This window comes from Planosporangium flavigriseum, from assembly GCF_011947225.1.
GTDB lineage: Bacteria > Actinomycetota > Actinomycetes > Mycobacteriales > Micromonosporaceae > Planosporangium > Planosporangium flavigriseum.
The window spans coordinates 128,353-144,579 of the sequence record NZ_JAATVW010000010.1; the positions used below are offsets into that span (position 1 = coordinate 128,353).

Here is a 16,227-nt window from a genome sequence, read left to right on the forward strand (position 1 = left end):
GAGGGTCCCGACTGGGTCGGGCCCTCGCTGCCGCTGTCGCCGTTGTCGCGGGTACGCCTCGACCAACTGCTGCAGGAACTGCTCGACCGCGTCGGCGAGGTGACAGCGAGCCGGGAGCGGCTGCGCGCCCTGCTCGATGCGGTCATCAGTATCGGCACGGATCTCGACCTGCGCTGCACTCTCGAACGCCTCGTGGCCGCGGCCTGCCGCCTGACCGACGCCGAGTACGGCGCCCTCGGTGTGATCGGTCCCGACCGTAGCCTGGTGGAGTTCGTCACCCACGGCGCCAGGCGGGAAGACCACTGGCTCATCGGGGCGCTGCCGCGCGCGCCGGGCGTGCTCGGCCCGCTGGTCGAGGAGCCCCGGCCGGTCCGCTTGCCCGACATCGCCGCGTACCCGGGAGTCGACGGCCTGCCGCCGCAGCACCCGCCGATGCGGGGCTTCCTGAGCGTGCCGGTACGCGTTCGCGAGCAGGTGTTCGGCAACCTGTACCTGGCTGAGAAGCGCCGGGGCAGCCAGTTCACCGACGACGACGAAGAGTTGATGACCGCGCTGTCCGTCGCGGCCGGCATCGCAATCGAGAATGCCCGGCTGTACGCGCAGATGCGCCGCCGGCAGCGGTGGCTGGAGGCGGCGGCGGAGATCACTGCCGTGCTGCTCGGCGAGGTCAACCGCACCGCCGCGCTGCGGCTGGTCGCCTCCCGAGCCCGCGAGGTGGCCGAGGCCGACATCGCGCTGGTGACGGTCTACGACGAGGCCTATGACGCGCTGACCGTGGAGGTCGCCGCCGGGGTCGTGCCGCCCGGGCTGGTGGGTGCACGCGTGCGTTGTTCGCACAGCGACTTCGGCCCGGTGCTGGCCGACCGGCACATCGTGGTGGTGGACGACCTCGGAAATGCCGGTGAATGGCCGGTGCCGCTGGAGACCGCGACGGCGCTGCTGGTGCCGCTCGCCGCTGGTGGGGAGGCCCTGGGAGCGCTTGTGGTGGCGTACCGGCGCGGCGTGGCGTTCGCGGAAAGCTCGGACATCCCGCTGGTCGAGACGTTCGCCGGGCAGGCGGCGCTCGCCCTGGAGCGTTCCCGCGCCCAGGAGGAGCGGGAGATGCTGGCCGTCCTCAGCGACCGCGAACGAATCGCCCGTGACCTGCACGATGTGGTGATCCAGCGGCTGTTCGCGGCCGGGATGCAGTTGCAGGGCACGGCCCGCTACGAGGTCCGGTCGGAGGTCAGCGCCCGTATCGACGCGGTCGTCAACGACCTAGACACGACGATCCGCGACATTCGCGAAGCGATCTTCGAACTGCGTACGAGCGACAAGGGCGATCTGCGCGGTGAGATCCGCGGCTTGCTCACCGAGGCGCGCGGGCCACTCGGCTTCCGGCCGCATCTGACGCTCGGCGGGCCGCTCGACAGCGCCGTACCCGAGTTCATCGGCCCGGTCGTGCTCGCGGTGCTGCGCGAGGCGCTCTCCAACGTCGCCCGCCACGCCCGGGCCGGCCTCGTCGAAGTGAGCGTCCGGCTGGACGGCGGTCGGCTGGTCGTGATGGTTGCTGACGACGGAGTCGGCATCGGTGCCGCGGACGATCACCGGGGGACCGGGGGCCTGGACAACATGCGCAGCCGCGCCGAGGAGTTGGGTGGCGCGTTCACGATCGGGCCCGCCCGGCCGCGGGGAACGGTCCTCACCTGGAGCGCGCCGGTCTAGCCCCGGTTCAGCAGTTTCGCCGCCAGTACGGCGGCTTGGGTGCGCCGTTCCATGCCGAGCTTGGCAAGCACGCTCGACACGTAGTTCTTGATGGTCTTCTCCGACAGGAACATCCGCTGGGCGATCTCCCGGTTGGTCAGCCCTTCGGCGACCAGGGCGAGGATGCGCCGCTCCTGTTCGGTGAGGTCCCGGAGCGCGTCGGGCTGTTGCGGGCCGCGGCGGATGCGATCGAGTACGCGGGCGGTGACGGCCGGGTCGAGCAGGGACTGGCCGGCGGCGACCCGGCGGACGGCGTCGACGAGATCCGTGCCTTTGATCTGCTTGAGGACGTAGCCGGCGGCACCGGCCATGATCGAGGCGAACAGCGCCTCGTCGTCCTCGTACGAGGTGAGGATCAGCGCCTGGATCGTCGGGTCGACCGATCGGATCTGGCGGCACACGTCGATGCCGCTGCCGTCGGGCAGCCGGGTGTCGAGGACGGCGACGTGCGGGCGTAGCGCCGGGATCTGGTGCCCGGCGTCCACGGCGGACCCGGACTCGCCGACGACCTCGATGTCGCCCTCGCCTTCGAGCAGGTCACGCAGGCCGCGCCGGACAACCTCGTGGTCGTCGAGCAGATACACCCGGATCATCCGGCGTCTGTACCCCGTCCAGTGCCGGGTACGGCCGGCCGAAGGCCTGAAAAACCGACAACGCCGTGGCCAACCGGGAGGCCCGCGGCCGACGTGATCCTCGGTTAATCGGGTAGTCGGCATGTTTCGAGGTGGTGCCTGGCCAAGGAGTGAGGTGGCGGCTGTGGAACCGCCGAGGGTACGAGACGTCATGACCAACCCGGTGGTGGCGGTGCGGGAACGCGCGAACTACAAGGAGATCGTGGACGCGCTGGACGAGTTCGGCGTGAGCGCCGTCCCGGTCCTCGACTCCGACGACCGCGTCGTGGGCGTGGTGTCCGTGGCCGACCTGTTGCCGAAGGTCGAGTTCCCCGACGAGGGCCCGGGGCCTCGCCTGTTCGAGCGGCTGCGCCGGCGGACGGCCCGCGCCAAGGCGGCGGGCGAGACCGCCGGGGAGCTGATGAGCAGTCCCGCGATCACGACCAGGGCCGATACAACGATTGTCGAGGCGGCGAGGTTGATGGAGGCCGAGCGGGTCAAGCGCCTGCCGGTGGTCGGCGAGGAGGGCCGACTCGCCGGCATCGTCACCCGCCGCGATCTGTTGCGGGTGTACCTGCGGCCCGACGCGGACATCCGGGCGGACGTGCGGGGAGAGGTGCTCGACAAGGCGCTGGGGGTCGGGCCGTCCGAGGTCACCGTGGAGGTCGACAGCGGCGTGGTGAGACTGGCGGGCAAGGTCGAACGGCGCAGTACGGCGCAGGACGCCGTCCGGCTGGCCCGTACCGTGCCCGGGGTCGTGCACGTGGTGGACGAGTTGACCTACCGGCATGACGACCAGGTGGATATCGGCAGCGGGCGCGTGTTTGAAACGAGGCTCTGACGGCAGAACAGTGCGTCGTGGACTTTCGTTTCAGACCAATGATGGCGACCGCTTACGACCTACTGGCTGCCCAACCTTTCCTGGCCGGGCTGTCGGAGCAGCACCTGCGACAGTTGTCGTACATGGCGAGCCGGACCGTGCTCCCCGCCGGCAGCCGGGTGTTCTCCGAAGGTAGCCGGGCCGATCGGTTCTGGCTCATCAACCGTGGCCGGGTCGACCTCGACACGTACGTTCCCGGACGGGGCAGGGTCGTCGTGGAGTCCCTAGGCGCCGGCTCGGTACTCGGCTGGTCCTGGATGTTTCCGCCGTACCGGTGGCACTTCGGTGCGGTGGCGGTGGAGACGACGTTCGCGGTGGCGCTGGACGCGTTCGGAGTGCGCCGGCTCACCGACGCCGACCACGAGCTCGGCTACCAACTGACGAGGCGCTTCATGCAGGTGGTGGTGGAGCGGCTGCAGGCTACGCGGATGCGGCTGCTCGACCTGCCCTGCCCACCGGTGGGACCCAGCTCACCGATGGATCACGGCGACCGGGCAGAACGCGTGGTGGATCGCGGCGTGGCTGACCGAGCCGAGCAGGAGCGCCGCGAGGCCGCCCCGGCCGCTCGAGCCCACGACGAGTAGTTCGGCGCCGCCCGATTCGTGGATCAGGGCCGCCGCCGGCGAGACAGCCTGGACGGACACCGGACGCACCGGCACTCCGGGATAGCGCTCCCGGAACGGCGCGAGCACTTCGGTGAGCAACCGCTGGTCGCCGTCGGCGAGATCGACCCGCTCGTAGACGGCGAAGAGCATGTCGCCGGTGCCCGCCGCGACGGGGAAACGCCAGGCGTGAACCGCTGTGAGGCCGACCCCCCGCAGTTCCGCCTCCTCGAACGCGAAGTCCAGGGCGGCCTCTCCCAGCGCCGAGCCGTCGACCCCGACGACGACGCGCCCCACCCCGTGGTGCGGGTCGAGGTCGTCGGCCAGGGGCGCGACGTGCGGCCGCACCACGACCAGCGGGCAGCGCACGGCTGCGGTGAGCCGGATCGGCACCGAGCCGGCGAGCAGGCTGCGCAGGCCGTGCAGCCCATGGTCTCCCACGGCGACGACGGCGGCCCGGGCGGATTCGTCCGCCAGTCGCCCTGCCGGCTCACCCACCAGCACCTCGGCGGTCACCGCGACATCGGAGACACAGGCGTGGGCGTACGCCTCGGCCCGGTCGGTGATCTCGTCCGTCGCAGCTACCCGCCGTGCCCGGACCGCTGCTCGGCCGGGCGCGCTCCCGAGCGGCGCGCTCCCGGTCGTCGCGCTGCCATCGGACCGCCCGACGACGTGTACCAGGCGCAGCGGAGCCGTGCGCCGTTGCGCCTCGCACACCCCCCAGTCCACTGCGGCGTACGACGACATCGAGCCGTCGACGCCGACGACGACCGGTGCGCCCGGCTCCGCAGCCATGTCAGCATCCCGGTTACTCAGTCGCTCGGGTACTTAGCGAGGATCTCCTTGAGACGGGCCACGAAGCGCAGCGACTCGTTGTGTTCGCGCTGCCAGACGTTGCGGCCGAAGATGAGCCCGACGGCGCCGGCCTCCATCGCTTCCCGGGCCTTCTCCAGCATGGCCTGGTCGCCGGCCTTCTCGCCGCCGGAGATGAGTACCAGCGTGCGGTTGGCCGACCGGACGACCGCCTCGACGGCCTGCTGCGGGGTGAACTCCCGGTCGTACTTGCTGGGTACGCCCTCGCGCTTGTCCGGGTTGGGAAAGTTCACCTTGACGACGTCGGCGCCCAGTTCGCTGGCCGTACGCGCGGCGTAGTCGACGGCGTAGAAGGAGTCCTTGCCGCCCTTGGCGTCGATCGCCTCGCCACGCGGGTACGCCCACACGATCAGCGGCATGCCGAGGCGGTGTGCGTCCTCGCGGACGACCCGGAACTGGGCGAAGTCCTGCTCCTGTACCGGCGAACCGATGTACATGGTGTAACCGACCGCGTCGGCGCCCAACCGTACGGCGTCGTCGACGCTCGCGTGCAGCGGCGACAGCGGTTCGGCGTCGGACGGGATGTCGGTCTTTCCGTTGAGCTTGAGGACCAGCGGCACCTCGCCGGCGTAGTCCCAGTAGAACTTCTCCGCCAGGCCGATCTGGAGGGCGATGCCGTTGAAGCCGCCCTCGACGGCGAGTTTGACGATGTAGCCGGGGTCGCTCGCGGCGGGGTTGGCGAAGAAGTCGCGCGGGCCGTGTTCGAGGCCCTGGTCGTACGGCAGGAACAGCGCGGTGCCGTTGCCCAGGCCGTGCTTGTACAGGATGCGGTGCAGGCGGCCCTTCTTGCCCGTGTTGAGTCCGATCACGTCGAGGCGGGGTCGACTGGTCATGGTTGATCTCCGTTCATGCGGATCCGGATTGAGTGTCCGTACCGGCGATCAGGACCGGGCAGTCGGCGTGACGGATCAGTTGGCGTCCGACCGAGTCGGACAAAGGGGCAGCACCGGATCGGCGCCCCACGGTCACCAGTTGCGCCTGCCGTGACCACCACGTGAGCAGCGCGCCCGGGCTGCCCCTGCCGACCGCGTACCCGACCTGTACGTCCGGGTACTTGTGGCGCCAGCCGGCGAGGTGGTCGACCAGCGCTGCTTCCAGGCCGGCGCGGATCGGCGCCCCGGCGCAGCCGGCCCGCAGCGCATTTGCTGGCCGCGGTGGCATCCAGCCGGAGTAGGCGAGTACCGCCCGGAGGGCACAGCGTCGGCTGGCGGCTTCCTCGAAGGCGACGCCGGTGGCGACGTCGGCGGAGGTGGAGCCGTCCACTCCGACGATCACCGGACCGGTATTCGCGTCGCTTCGGCCCCGGACCACGACGGTCATCGGGCAGGATGTCTCAGCGGCAACGTGTGCGCTCACCGATCCCGTTCCGTGGCAGGCGAAGCGATCGCCGCCCCGGCTTCCGACCACTACCATGTCGGCCCCATCGCTCGCTTCCAACAGTACCGGCGCGGGCTCACCGGGCGACGCCTCGCCGCGGACGTGGACGCGGGGCGCGATCGTCCGCACCTCCGCCATCGCCGCGTCCACGATCGCGACGGCGAGGTCGCGGATGTACTCCTCGAACTCGTGGTCGCCCAACAGGCGCGTCGCCAGCGTGCGCCAGTTGTACGCCAAGACCACGGTCAGCGGGACCTCGCGGCGCTGGGCCTCCCGCGCCGCCCACCATAGGGCCATGAGACTTGACGGTGAACCGTCGGTACCGACGATGACTCTCGCGGCGTGCATCTGTCCCCCTTGCACGGTGCCCCTATCAAGCGTGCCGCGCCGGCGGTCGGGCCACGGTGCCGTTGGACCCGACCGGGACCGGACTTTGGTCACTGGCCGGCAGTCACCTGCCGGCCGCACGCACGAGGAACCGGTGGGTGCGGACCAGCTTGCCGTGGCCGTCGGGGAGACCGGGTGCCAGAGTAAGAAGTAAGGAGTCAATGGCCGCGACGCACCCTGTGAGCTCGAGTGCGGAGGGGGTGGCTCACATGGGGAAGGACAGCCCGCAGCGCCCCGCCGAGCGCGGCGAGCAGACGCCGTCGACCCGCACCATGCTCGCCGAACTGCCCTTCCTTTCGGCGGCGCGGCCATCGACGGCCCGCGCCGAGCTCGGCACGTTCCTGGAGCGGCCGGTCGCGCGGGCCGGTGGCATGCAGGAGACCCAGGATCGCCTGCGCGGTCTCCTGCGCGCGAATCTGGCGGTGGCCAGCGGCGTCGACCTGGAGGAGGTCCTGCGGCACATCGTGGACGCCGTGCGGGAACTGGTCCACGCGCGCTACGCCGTCATCGGCGTGGCCCGGCAGGGCCGGCTGCTCCGTTTCGTGCACGCGGGCGCCGATCACGACGTCGTGGCTCGGGTTGTCTGCATCATCGAGCAGGAGGCCGCGCCGAGCCTGGTCGTGGACCGGCCGCGGCGGATCTCCTCCTTCCTGGGCGCGCCCGTGCAGGTCGGGGGCCGGGTGTTCGCCAACCTGTACCTGGCCGGGAAGCGGGGCGCCGAGGAGTTCGCCGCCGAGGACGAGGACGTGCTGGCCGCGTTGGCCGCGGCTGCCGGTGTCGCGATCGAGGACGCCGGTGTGTTCGCCGAGTGCCAGCGGCGACAGCATTGGCAGGCGGGCATGGTCGAGATAACGACGCAGTTGTTGACCGGCAGCGACCCCGAGCAGGTGCTGCGGCAGATGGTTCGGGACGCGCTGGGTGTCAGCAACGCCGACGGCGCGAGCGTGACCGTGCCGACCGGCGACCCGCGGCGGCTGCGGGTCGCCGTCGCCGAGGGGTGCCTCCGCGCGTGGCAGGGAGAAACCTTCCCGGTGGAGGGGTCGGCGTCGGCGATCGCCATAGCCGAGCGGCGGGCGGTGCTGGTCGGGGATCTGGGCAGCGATCCGCGCCTCCGGGTGGCCGGGCATTGTCCGGACGAGGTGGGTGCCGCCGTGATCGCTCCGATCGCGAGCGACACCGGGGTGACCGGCGCCTTGATCGTGTCCAGGTTCCCGGACAAGGGTCACTTCGACGCGGCGGACCTGGAGATGATCGGCGGGTTCGCCGGGCAGGTGGCGCCGGTGTTGCAGGTGGCCGAGGCGCGCTGGTACGCCGAGTGGCTGCGGTTGCTCGAGGACCGGCAGCGAATCGGCGAGGACCTGCAGCACAGCGTGATCCAACGGCTGTTCACCCTCGGGCTGTCGATTCAGGCGATCGCCGGGCGGGTCGGCGACACCGAGGTGAAGCGATTGATCACGGACCGGGTCGAGGAGCTCGACGACATCATTCGTGACATCCGCGCCACGGTGTTCGCCCTACGCACCTCGGCCGGAGGCGACTAAAGCGGACCACGCCGGGAACACCGACATTCGAACCTCAAACCGTCCGCAGGGCGGTCGGGGTGACGTTCGCGGATCATGCCTGCGGGAGGTGGACCATGTCGACGTCGAAGCGTTGGAACGTGGAGGTTCTCGTCGACGAAGAAGCGGGACGGACGTACGCGGAAGCGTGCCTCCAGAGCGGTGCGGATACCCGGTTGGTGGGTGTCGGCCGAGCCAAGCTGCACCCGTCCGACCGCGACATCCCGGAGATCGGCGACGAGCTCGCCGCCGCACGGGCCCTATGCGATCTGGGCCAACGGCTGCTGCTGGCGGCCGCCGGTGACATTCAGGCAGTCACCCACGAGCCGGTGCACCTGGCCCGCTGATCGTCGGCTCATGAGCCGACGCCGGCTCGCCAGACGGCGGGGCGGGCCGGCCCATGAGTCGGTCAGGGCCGCAGTCGGTCAGGGCTTCACGATCTGACCCTTGCCGATCACGATGATCCCGTTGTCGGAGACCGTGTAGCGGCCGCGATCGCGCTCCAGGTCGACACCGATCTCGGTGCCCTCGGGGATGTGCACGTTCTTGTCGATGATGGCGTTGCGGATGACCGCGTGCCGGCCGACGTCAACGCCCTCCATCAACACCGAGCCCTCGACGTGCGCCCAGGAGTGGACGTGGACGTTGGGGGAGACGACGGAGTTTTCGACGAGCGAGCCGGAGATCACGGCACCCGGGGCCACCATGGAGCTGATGGCCCGCCCGAGGCGCTCCTGCCACCCGTGCACGAACTTCGCCGGCGGCCACGGCTGGTTCTCGGTGTAGATGGGCCACTCGTAGTTGTACAGGTTGAAGACCGGGTGGATCGCGATGAGATCCATGTGGGCGTCGTAGAAGGAGTCCAGCGTCCCGACGTCGCGCCAGTAGCCCCGGTCGCGGTCGGCGCTGCCCGGAACCTGGTTGTCGCGGAAGTCGTAGACGTTGGCGTCGCCGCGCTCCACGAACATCGGAATGATGTTGCCGCCCATGTCGTGCTTGCTGCTGAGGTCCTGCGCGTCCCGTTGGAGCGCGTCGATCAGCGCCTGGGTCGTGAAGACGTAGTTGCCCATGGACGCGTAGACCTCGTCGGGCGAGTCGGGCAGGCCCTGCGCGTCCGTCGGCTTCTCTCGGAAGGCGCGGATGCGCCGGCCATCCTCGGTCACGTCGATGACGCCGAACTGGTTGGCCATGGACAGTGGCTGGCGGATCGCCGCGACCGTGGCCCCGGCGCCGGAGGCAATGTGATCCTCGACCATCTGCCGGGGGTCCATCCGGTAGATGTGGTCCGCCCCGAACACGATCACGTAGTCGGGGCACTCGTCGTAGATCAGGTTGAGGTTCTGGTAGATCGCGTCCGCGGAGCCGGCGAACCAGCGCGGCCCGAGCCGCTGCTGTGCGGGCACGGGGGTGATGTAGTTGCCCAGCAGGTTCGACATCCGCCAGGTCCGGGTGATGTGCCGGTCGAGCGAGTGCGACTTGTACTGCGTCAGCACGACGATCTGCAGATAGCCGCCGTTGACGAGGTTGGACAGCGCGAAGTCGACCAGTCGGTACAGGCCGCCGAACGGGACGGCTGGTTTCGCGCGGTCGGCGGTCAGGGGCATCAGGCGCTTCCCCTCACCACCAGCGAGGACGATAGCGAGGACTTTCCGGGCCATACATCCGACGCTAACGATCAAACTGCCCCGCCACCAGCGGAGGGCGATACTTCTCAGGTTATGGTGCGGTGCGTGGCCGACATTTCTGCGCGCACCGGCAATCTCCGCGTCGACCTCCTGACCCGGGAGTACCCGCCGGAGGTCTACGGCGGCGCCGGGGTCCACGTCGAGTACCTGTCCCGGGAGCTTCGGCACCTCGCCGACACGCGGGTGCACTGCTTCGGGGCGCCCAGGCTCGAGGCGTGGGTGACCGCGTACGTCGAACCGCCCGGGCTGGACGGCGCCAACCCGGCGCTGCGCACGATGGGCGTCGATCTGGAGATGGCCGCGGGGTGCGCCGGGACCGACCTGGTGCACAGCCACACCTGGTACGCGAACTTCGCCGGCCACGTCGCCAAGCTCCTGTACGGGGTGCCGCACGTGGTGACCACGCACAGCCTCGAGCCGCTGCGGCCGTGGAAGGCCGAGCAGCTCGGCGGCGGGTACGCGCTGTCGTCGTGGGTCGAGCGCACCGCGATCGAGGCCGCCGACGCGGTGATCGCCGTGTCGCACGGGATGAAGCGCGACGTCCTGTCCGTCTACCCGGACGTGGACTCTTCCCGGATCCACGTCGTACACAACGGGATCGACACCGAGGAGTACAAGCCGGACCCGAACACCGACGTGCTGGAGCGGCTGGGGATCGATCACGAGCTGCCCAGCGTGGTCTACGTCGGGCGGATCACCCGGCAGAAGGGCCTGCCGTACCTGCTGCGCGCGGCGCGGTCGCTGCCGCCGCAGGCGCAGCTGGTCCTGCTGGCCGGCGCGCCCGACACCCCGGAGATCGCTGCCGAGGTGGAGGCGCTGGTCGACGAGTTGCGCGCCACCCGCGAGGGCGTGGTCTGGGTGCAGGCGATGCTCCCCAAGGACGAGGTCATCCAGGTACTGACGCACGCGACCGTGTTCGTCTGCCCGTCGATCTATGAGCCGATGGGCATCGTCAACCTCGAGGCGATGGCGTGCGAGACCGCCGTCGTGGCGACCGCGACCGGCGGCATCCCGGAGGTGGTCGAGGACGGGGTGACCGGCCTGCTGGTCGGAATCGAACAGGGCCCGGACGGCACTCCGCTGCACCCCGACACGTTCGTCGCCGAGCTTGCCGCGTCCATCAGCCAACTGCTCGAAGACCCTGACCGCGCCGCCGAGATGGGCCGTGCCGGCCGCCGGCGCGCCGTCGAGCACTTCTCCTGGGCGACGATCGCCGAGCGGACCCTGGAGATCTACCGCTCAGTGCTCAACACCCGTACTCCCTGAGTGCTGTCAGGCGGTGGACTCGTCTGACGCCGGTCGCAGCCAGAGCGCGCCGAGCGGCGGGATCCGCAGCGTCGCCGACGCGGGCAGGCCGTGCGACGGCGAGTTCTCGGCGTGCACGGTGCCGAGGTTGCCCACCCCGGAGCCGCCGTAGATGTCCGCGTCGGTGTTGATGACCTCCGCCCACGCGCCGGCCTGGGGCAGCCCGATGCGGTAGTTCTCGTGCGGAACGGCGGCGAAGTTGACCACGCAGACCAGCGGTGACCCATCCGGGGCGAGGCGGACGAAGGAGAAGGTGTTGTTCGCCGAATCCTCGGCGCTGATCCAGCGGAAACCAGCCGGGTCGGTGTCCCGCGTCCACAGCGCCGGGGTGTCGCGGTAGACCACGTTGAGGTCGGAGACCAGGCGCTTCATGCCGGCCCGGGCAGGGTCGGACAGCAGGCTCCAGTCGAGCCCCCGCTCCTCGCTCCACTCCCGGTCGTCACCGAGCTCCGAGCCCATGAACAGCAACTGCTTGCCGGGGTGCGCCCACATGAACGCCAGCAGCGCGCGTACGTTGGCGAGCTTCTGCCACAGGTCGCCGGGCATCTTGCCGACCAGGGACCCCTTGCCGTGCACCACCTCGTCGTGGCTGAGCGGCAGGACGTAGTTCTCGCTCCACGCGTACACCGTCGAGAAGGTCATCTGGTGGTGGTGCCACTGCCGGTGGACCGGCTCCTTGCTCAGGTAGGCAAGGGTGTCGTTCATCCAGCCCATGTTCCATTTGAAGCCGAAGCCCAGACCGCCTGCGTGGGTCGGCCGGGTCACGCCCGGCCACGCGGTCGACTCCTCGGCGACCGTGACGATCCCGGGGTGGTGCTTGTACACGCTCGCGTTCGTCTCCTGCAGGAACTCGATCGCGTCCAGGTTCTCCCGCCCGCCGTACTTGTTCGGCGTCCACTGCCCGGGTTGGCGCGAGTAGTCCAGGTAGAGCATTGAGGCGACCGCGTCCACCCGCAGCCCGTCGACGTGGAACTCCTCGCACCAGTACAGGGCGTTGGCCACGAGGAAGTTGCGCACCTCCCGGCGGCCGTAGTCGAAGATGTACGTGCCCCAGTCGGGGTGCTCGCCGCGCAGCGGGTCGGCGTGCTCGTACAGGGGCGTGCCGTCGAACCGGGCGAGGGCCCACTCGTCCTTGGGGAAGTGCGCGGGAACCCAGTCGATGAGGACGCCGATGCCGGCGGAGTGCAGCCGGTCGACCAGGTAGCGGAACTCGTCGGGGGTGCCGAAGCGGGCCGTCGGCGCGTAGTAGCCGGTGACCTGGTACCCCCAGGAGCCGCCGAAGGGGTGCTCCATGACCGGCATGAACTCCACGTGGGTGAAGCCCGTCTCGACGACGTACTCGGTGAGCTGGTCGGCCAGTTCCGTGTACGACAGGCCCGGCCGCCACGAGCCGAGGTGCACCTCGTAGATACTCATCGGCTCCACGTGCGGCTCGCTCTTGGCTCGCCGGGCGAGCCAGTCGGCGTCCTTCCAGTCGTAGTGCGACTCGTAGATCACCGACGCGGTGCGCGGCGGCACCTCCGTGGCTTTCGCGAGCGGATCCGCCTTCTCCCGCCAGACGCCGTCCTTGCCGAGGACGCGGTACTTGTACCGCTGCCCGACCTCGGCCTCCGGTACGAAGATCTCCCAGACCCCGCTGCCGCCGAGCGACCGCATCGGCCAGCCGTCGTCCGGGCCCCAGCCGACGAAGTCACCGGCGACCCGGATGCCCCGGGCGTTCGGCGCCCAGACCGCGAACGCGACCCCGTTTTCGCTGGGTTGCGAACCCAGCGCCTCCCACAGCCGCTCGTGCCGGCCCTCGCCGATCAGGTGCAGGTCCAGCTCGCCGAGGGTGGGCGGGTACCGGTACGGGTCGTCGTGCAGCTCGCCGTCGACCTCGATGCGGTAGTCGGGCACCCAGCCGGGCACCGTCGCCTCGAAGATGCCCCCGCGGTGGCACCGCTTCATCGGGTACCGCTTCACGCCGTCGGGAGTCTCCACGACGACCTCGACGATCGTGGCGCCGCGACGCAGTGTGCGGATCACCGTGTGGTCGTCGGTCGGGTGCGCGCCGAGGATGGCGTGCGGGTCGTGCACGTCGCCGCGGATCAGCTCGTCCATTCCACGTCCTTAGGAAGGCATAGTCGTACGGGAGGGTGCTAGCCGACGATCCGTTCGATCGCTTGCAACGGTATCCGCAGCCAGGTGGGGCGGTGCCGGGCCTCGTACGCCACCTCGTAGACGGCCTTGTCCAGCTCGTACGCGCACAGCAGCGCCTGCTGGTCGCGCGGGTCGAAGCCGGCGGTGCTCGCGTACCCGTCGCAGAACGCCGTCCGGTTGCGGTCGATCCACTCCCGTGCCCGGCGCGCGAGCTGGGTGTTGCCCGGCTCGTCGACGAGCATCTGGTACGCGGCGTACTCGTACGAGCGCAGCATGCCGGCGATGTCGCGCAGCGGGGAGTCGGGGCGGCGCCGCTCCTCGATCGGCTTGCCCGGCTCGCCCTCGAAGTCGATCAGCAGCCACGCCCGCGGTGTCCGCAGCACCTGGCCCAGGTGGAGGTCACCGTGGATGCGCTGGACGGCGACCTCGCTCGCGCCGGCCTCGCGGAACGTGTCGGCGATCGCCGACACGTACGGCGAGAGCTCCGGCACCTCGGTGGCGGTGGCGGTGAGCCGGGAGATCATCGCGTCGGTCGGCGGCGGCGCGGCGTGCGTGCCCAACTCCTTCGCGAGGGTCCGGTGTACCGCCGCGACCGCCTCGCCGAGCCGGCACGACTCGGCGGCGAAGTCGCCGCCCACCTCGTCGGGGTGCAGGTCGGCCTCTGCGAACAGGTCCCGCACGCTCGCGGTGGCCATCGCCCAGCCTTCGGCGGAGTTCTCCGCGTACTCGGTCACCATGCCGAGGGACACGGGCTGGCGATCGTCGTCGGTGGTTTCGATCGCTCCCAGCAACCGTGCGACGTGGACGCAGCCGGCCCGGGCGAGCACCCGGTTGAGTTCGAGGTCGGGGTTGATCCCGGGGGTCGCCCGGCGGAAGACCTTCAGCAGCGCCGCACCGTCGTACACGACGCTGGTGTTGGTCTGCTCCGCGTCGGACACCCGGGCGGGCGCGTCGAGCGGTAGCTGCGCACCGGGCTCGGCGCCGAAGCGCAGGTCGTCCACGACCGCATTGACGGCAATCATCGCGAGCAGTCGGCGCGCCGACTCCTCGTCGTAGAGCGCGTCGTAGGCGGTGCGTTCGCCGTGCGCACCGATCAGGGCCACCTGGGCATACTCGGCCAGCGGCGTGCGGTCCCAGCCGACGAAGACCTGGTAGCGCTCGGTGCCGCCGTCGGCGTACGAGACATCGAGCAGAAGGTGGTCGAGGTCGTCGTGCAGGCGGGTCACCTTCGCCGGCCGGGCGCCGGTCAGCGTGCGGTTGCGGCCGGCGAACCAGCGTTGGTGCGGCAGCCAGTCCGCGAACGGCAGGGCCATCATGTCCTCGACGGGAGTCATTCGTTCTCCTCGGGGCCGCACAGCTGGAACCAGTAGAACCCGTGTCCGGGCAGGGTGAGCAGGTACGGCAGCTGTCCGACGCGCGGGAACGGCACCCGTCCGAGCAACTCGATGGGGCGATAGCCGGCCCACTGCTGCAGGGGAAGTTCGATGGGTTGGGGGAAGCGGGACAGGTTGTTCACGCACAGCACCACGTCGTCGCCGTGCTCACGGATGAAGGCCAGGACGGTGGGGTTGGAGCCGCCGAGGTCGTGGAACGTGCCCAGGGCGAACGCCTCGTGCCTGCGGCGCGCCGCGAGCATGGTGCGGGTCCAGTTCAGTACCGACGGGCCGCTGTCGCGCTGGGCCTCCACGTTGACGGCCTGGTAGCCGTACACCGGATCCTGGACGACCGGAAGGTAGAGCCGGCCGGGGTTGGCCCGGGAGAACCCGGCGTTGCGGTCGGGGGTCCACTGCATCGGCGTGCGTACGCCGTCGCGGTCGCCGAGCCAGATGTTGTCACCCATGCCGATCTCGTCGCCGTAGTACAGCACCGGGGAGCCGGGCAGCGACAGCAGGAGCGCGGTGAACAGTTCGATCTGGTTGCGGTCGTTCTCCAGCAGCGGGGCCAGCCGCCGGCGGATGCCGACGTTCGCCTTCATCCGCGGGTCCTTGGCGTACTCCGCGTACATGTAGTCGCGCTCTTCGTCGGTGACCATCTCGAGCGTCAACTCGTCGTGGTTACGCAGGAAGATGCCCCACTGGCAGGTCTCCGGGATCGCCGGCGTCTGCGCGATGACCTCGGAGATCGGGAAGCGGGACTCGCGGCGGACCGCCATGAAGATGCGCGGCATGAGCGGGAAGTGGAACGCCATGTGGCACTCGTCGCCACCGGTCTCCGGGTCGCCGAAGTACTCCACCACGTCGGCCGGCCACTGGTTGGCCTCGGCGAGCAGCACCCGGCCCGGGTACTCGTCGTCGATGACCTTGCGGCAGTTCTTGAGGAACGCGTGGGTCTCCGGCAGGTTCTCGCAGTTGGTGCCCTCGGCCTCGAACAGGTACGGCACCGCGTCGAGCCGGAACCCGTCGATGCCCAGGTCGAGCCAGAACCGCAGGACGTTGAGCATCTCCTGCTGGACCGCCGGGTTGGCGTAGTTGAGGTCGGGCTGGTGGTGGAAGAACCGGTGCCAGTAGAACTGCTTGCGCACCGGGTCGAACGTCCAGTTGGACTCCTCGGTGTCGACGAAGATGACCCGGGCCTCGTCGTACTTCTTGTCGGTGTCGCTCCAGACGTAGTAGTCACCGTAGGGGCCGGTCGGGTCGCGGCGCGACTCCTGGAACCAGGGGTGCTGGTCGGAGGTGTGGTTCATCACCAGGTCGGTGATGACCCGGATGCCGCGCCGGTGCGCCGCGTCGAGCAGGGCCACGACGTCCTCGACGGTGCCGAACTCCGGCAGCACCTTGTAGAAGTCGCGGATGTCGTAGCCGCCGTCGCGCAGCGGCGAGTCGTAGAACGGCGGCAGCCAGAGGCAGTCGACGCCGAGCCACTGCAGGTAGTCCAGCCGTTCGATGAGCCCGCGCAGGTCACCCAGGCCGTCGGCGTTGGAGTCGTGGAAGGCCCGGACGAGCACCTCGTAGAAGACCGCCCGCTTGAACCAGGTCGGGTCGGTCGGCAGGATCCGGGCGTGGCCGAAGTCGTCCGCCGTCGGATGTTCGACCACTCCATCGGAAGCGACGTGACTTCCTTCAGCCG

Annotated in this window: 14 protein-coding genes; 6 read left to right on the forward strand and 8 right to left on the reverse strand. The window is 70.1% G+C overall.

Annotated features, from left to right (window positions below; genetic code table 11):
• Positions 1–33: 33 nt before the first annotated feature.
• Positions 34–1,704, forward strand: a complete 1,671-nt coding sequence (locus HC028_RS15850; RefSeq protein WP_168078158.1) for a GAF domain-containing sensor histidine kinase — start codon at positions 34–36, stop codon at positions 1,702–1,704.
• Here HC028_RS15850 and HC028_RS15855 read toward each other — a convergent pair.
• Positions 1,701–2,336, reverse strand: a complete 636-nt coding sequence (locus HC028_RS15855) for a response regulator (RefSeq protein ID WP_168078051.1) — start codon at positions 2,334–2,336, stop codon at positions 1,701–1,703. The genes HC028_RS15850 and HC028_RS15855 overlap by 4 nt on opposite strands.
• A 190-nt stretch (positions 2,337–2,526) precedes the next feature.
• Between HC028_RS15855 and HC028_RS15860 the strand changes: the two genes are divergently transcribed.
• Together HC028_RS15860 and HC028_RS15865 are read left to right on the forward strand one after the other, a co-directional pair.
• Positions 2,527–3,195, forward strand: a complete 669-nt coding sequence (locus tag HC028_RS15860) for a CBS domain-containing protein (protein ID WP_240940142.1) — start codon at positions 2,527–2,529, stop codon at positions 3,193–3,195.
• Between the two features lie 38 nt (positions 3,196–3,233).
• A complete protein-coding gene (locus tag HC028_RS15865; protein WP_239075529.1) occupies positions 3,234–3,818 on the forward strand; it encodes a Crp/Fnr family transcriptional regulator in 585 nt (194 codons plus the stop codon).
• Here the strand turns inward: HC028_RS15865 and HC028_RS15870 are convergent.
• The 3 genes from HC028_RS15870 to HC028_RS15880 are packed head-to-tail and all read right to left on the reverse strand — an operon-like array spanning position 3,705 to position 6,785.
• On the reverse strand, positions 3,705–4,631 hold the full coding sequence (locus HC028_RS15870; RefSeq protein WP_168078055.1) for a universal stress protein: 927 nt from the start codon (positions 4,629–4,631) through the stop codon (positions 3,705–3,707). The two genes, HC028_RS15865 and HC028_RS15870, sit on opposite strands and share 114 nt — an antisense overlap.
• Positions 4,632–4,648: 17 nt before the next feature.
• Positions 4,649–5,542 (reverse strand): class I fructose-bisphosphate aldolase, encoded by an 894-nt coding sequence (locus HC028_RS15875; RefSeq protein ID WP_168078057.1) that lies wholly within the window; start codon positions 5,540–5,542, stop codon positions 4,649–4,651.
• A gap of 13 nt (positions 5,543–5,555) precedes the next feature.
• Positions 5,556–6,785 (reverse strand): universal stress protein, encoded by a 1,230-nt coding sequence (locus HC028_RS15880; RefSeq protein ID WP_338091283.1) that lies wholly within the window; start codon positions 6,783–6,785, stop codon positions 5,556–5,558.
• Between HC028_RS15880 and HC028_RS15885 the strand changes: the two genes are divergently transcribed.
• Positions 6,683–8,014: a GAF domain-containing protein gene (locus HC028_RS15885; protein WP_168078061.1), complete on the forward strand. Its 1,332-nt coding sequence runs from the start codon at positions 6,683–6,685 to the stop codon at positions 8,012–8,014. The two genes, HC028_RS15880 and HC028_RS15885, sit on opposite strands and share 103 nt — an antisense overlap.
• A 95-nt stretch (positions 8,015–8,109) precedes the next feature.
• Positions 8,110–8,379, forward strand: a complete 270-nt coding sequence (locus HC028_RS15890; protein WP_168078063.1) for a DUF1876 domain-containing protein — start codon at positions 8,110–8,112, stop codon at positions 8,377–8,379.
• Positions 8,380–8,457: 78 nt separating this feature from the next.
• Here the strand turns inward: HC028_RS15890 and glgC are convergent, their stop codons facing one another.
• Positions 8,458–9,690 carry a glucose-1-phosphate adenylyltransferase gene (gene glgC, locus HC028_RS15895; RefSeq protein WP_168078065.1) on the reverse strand — a complete coding sequence of 411 codons (1,233 nt, stop codon included), beginning with the start codon at positions 9,688–9,690 and terminating at the stop codon, positions 8,458–8,460.
• A gap of 72 nt (positions 9,691–9,762) precedes the next feature.
• Here glgC and glgA point away from each other — a divergent pair, with 72 nt between their 5' ends.
• A complete protein-coding gene (glgA, locus tag HC028_RS15900; RefSeq protein WP_239075528.1) occupies positions 9,763–10,983 on the forward strand; it encodes a glycogen synthase in 1,221 nt (406 codons plus the stop codon).
• 6 nt (positions 10,984–10,989) lie between these two features.
• On the opposite strand, the gene glgB is transcribed toward glgA, so the two are convergent.
• From glgB to treS, 3 genes are read right to left on the reverse strand one after another with little or no spacing between them, the layout of a single operon-like run.
• A complete protein-coding gene (glgB, locus tag HC028_RS15905; RefSeq protein ID WP_168078069.1) occupies positions 10,990–13,122 on the reverse strand; it encodes a 1,4-alpha-glucan branching protein GlgB in 2,133 nt (710 codons plus the stop codon).
• Positions 13,123–13,160: 38 nt separating this feature from the next.
• A complete protein-coding gene (locus HC028_RS15910; protein WP_203981375.1) occupies positions 13,161–14,495 on the reverse strand; it encodes a maltokinase N-terminal cap-like domain-containing protein in 1,335 nt (444 codons plus the stop codon).
• Positions 14,492–16,195, reverse strand: a complete 1,704-nt coding sequence (gene treS, locus HC028_RS15915) for a maltose alpha-D-glucosyltransferase (RefSeq protein WP_239075527.1) — start codon at positions 16,193–16,195, stop codon at positions 14,492–14,494. Before treS ends, HC028_RS15910 begins: the two co-directional genes overlap by 4 nt.
• Positions 16,196–16,227 lie beyond the last annotated feature (32 nt).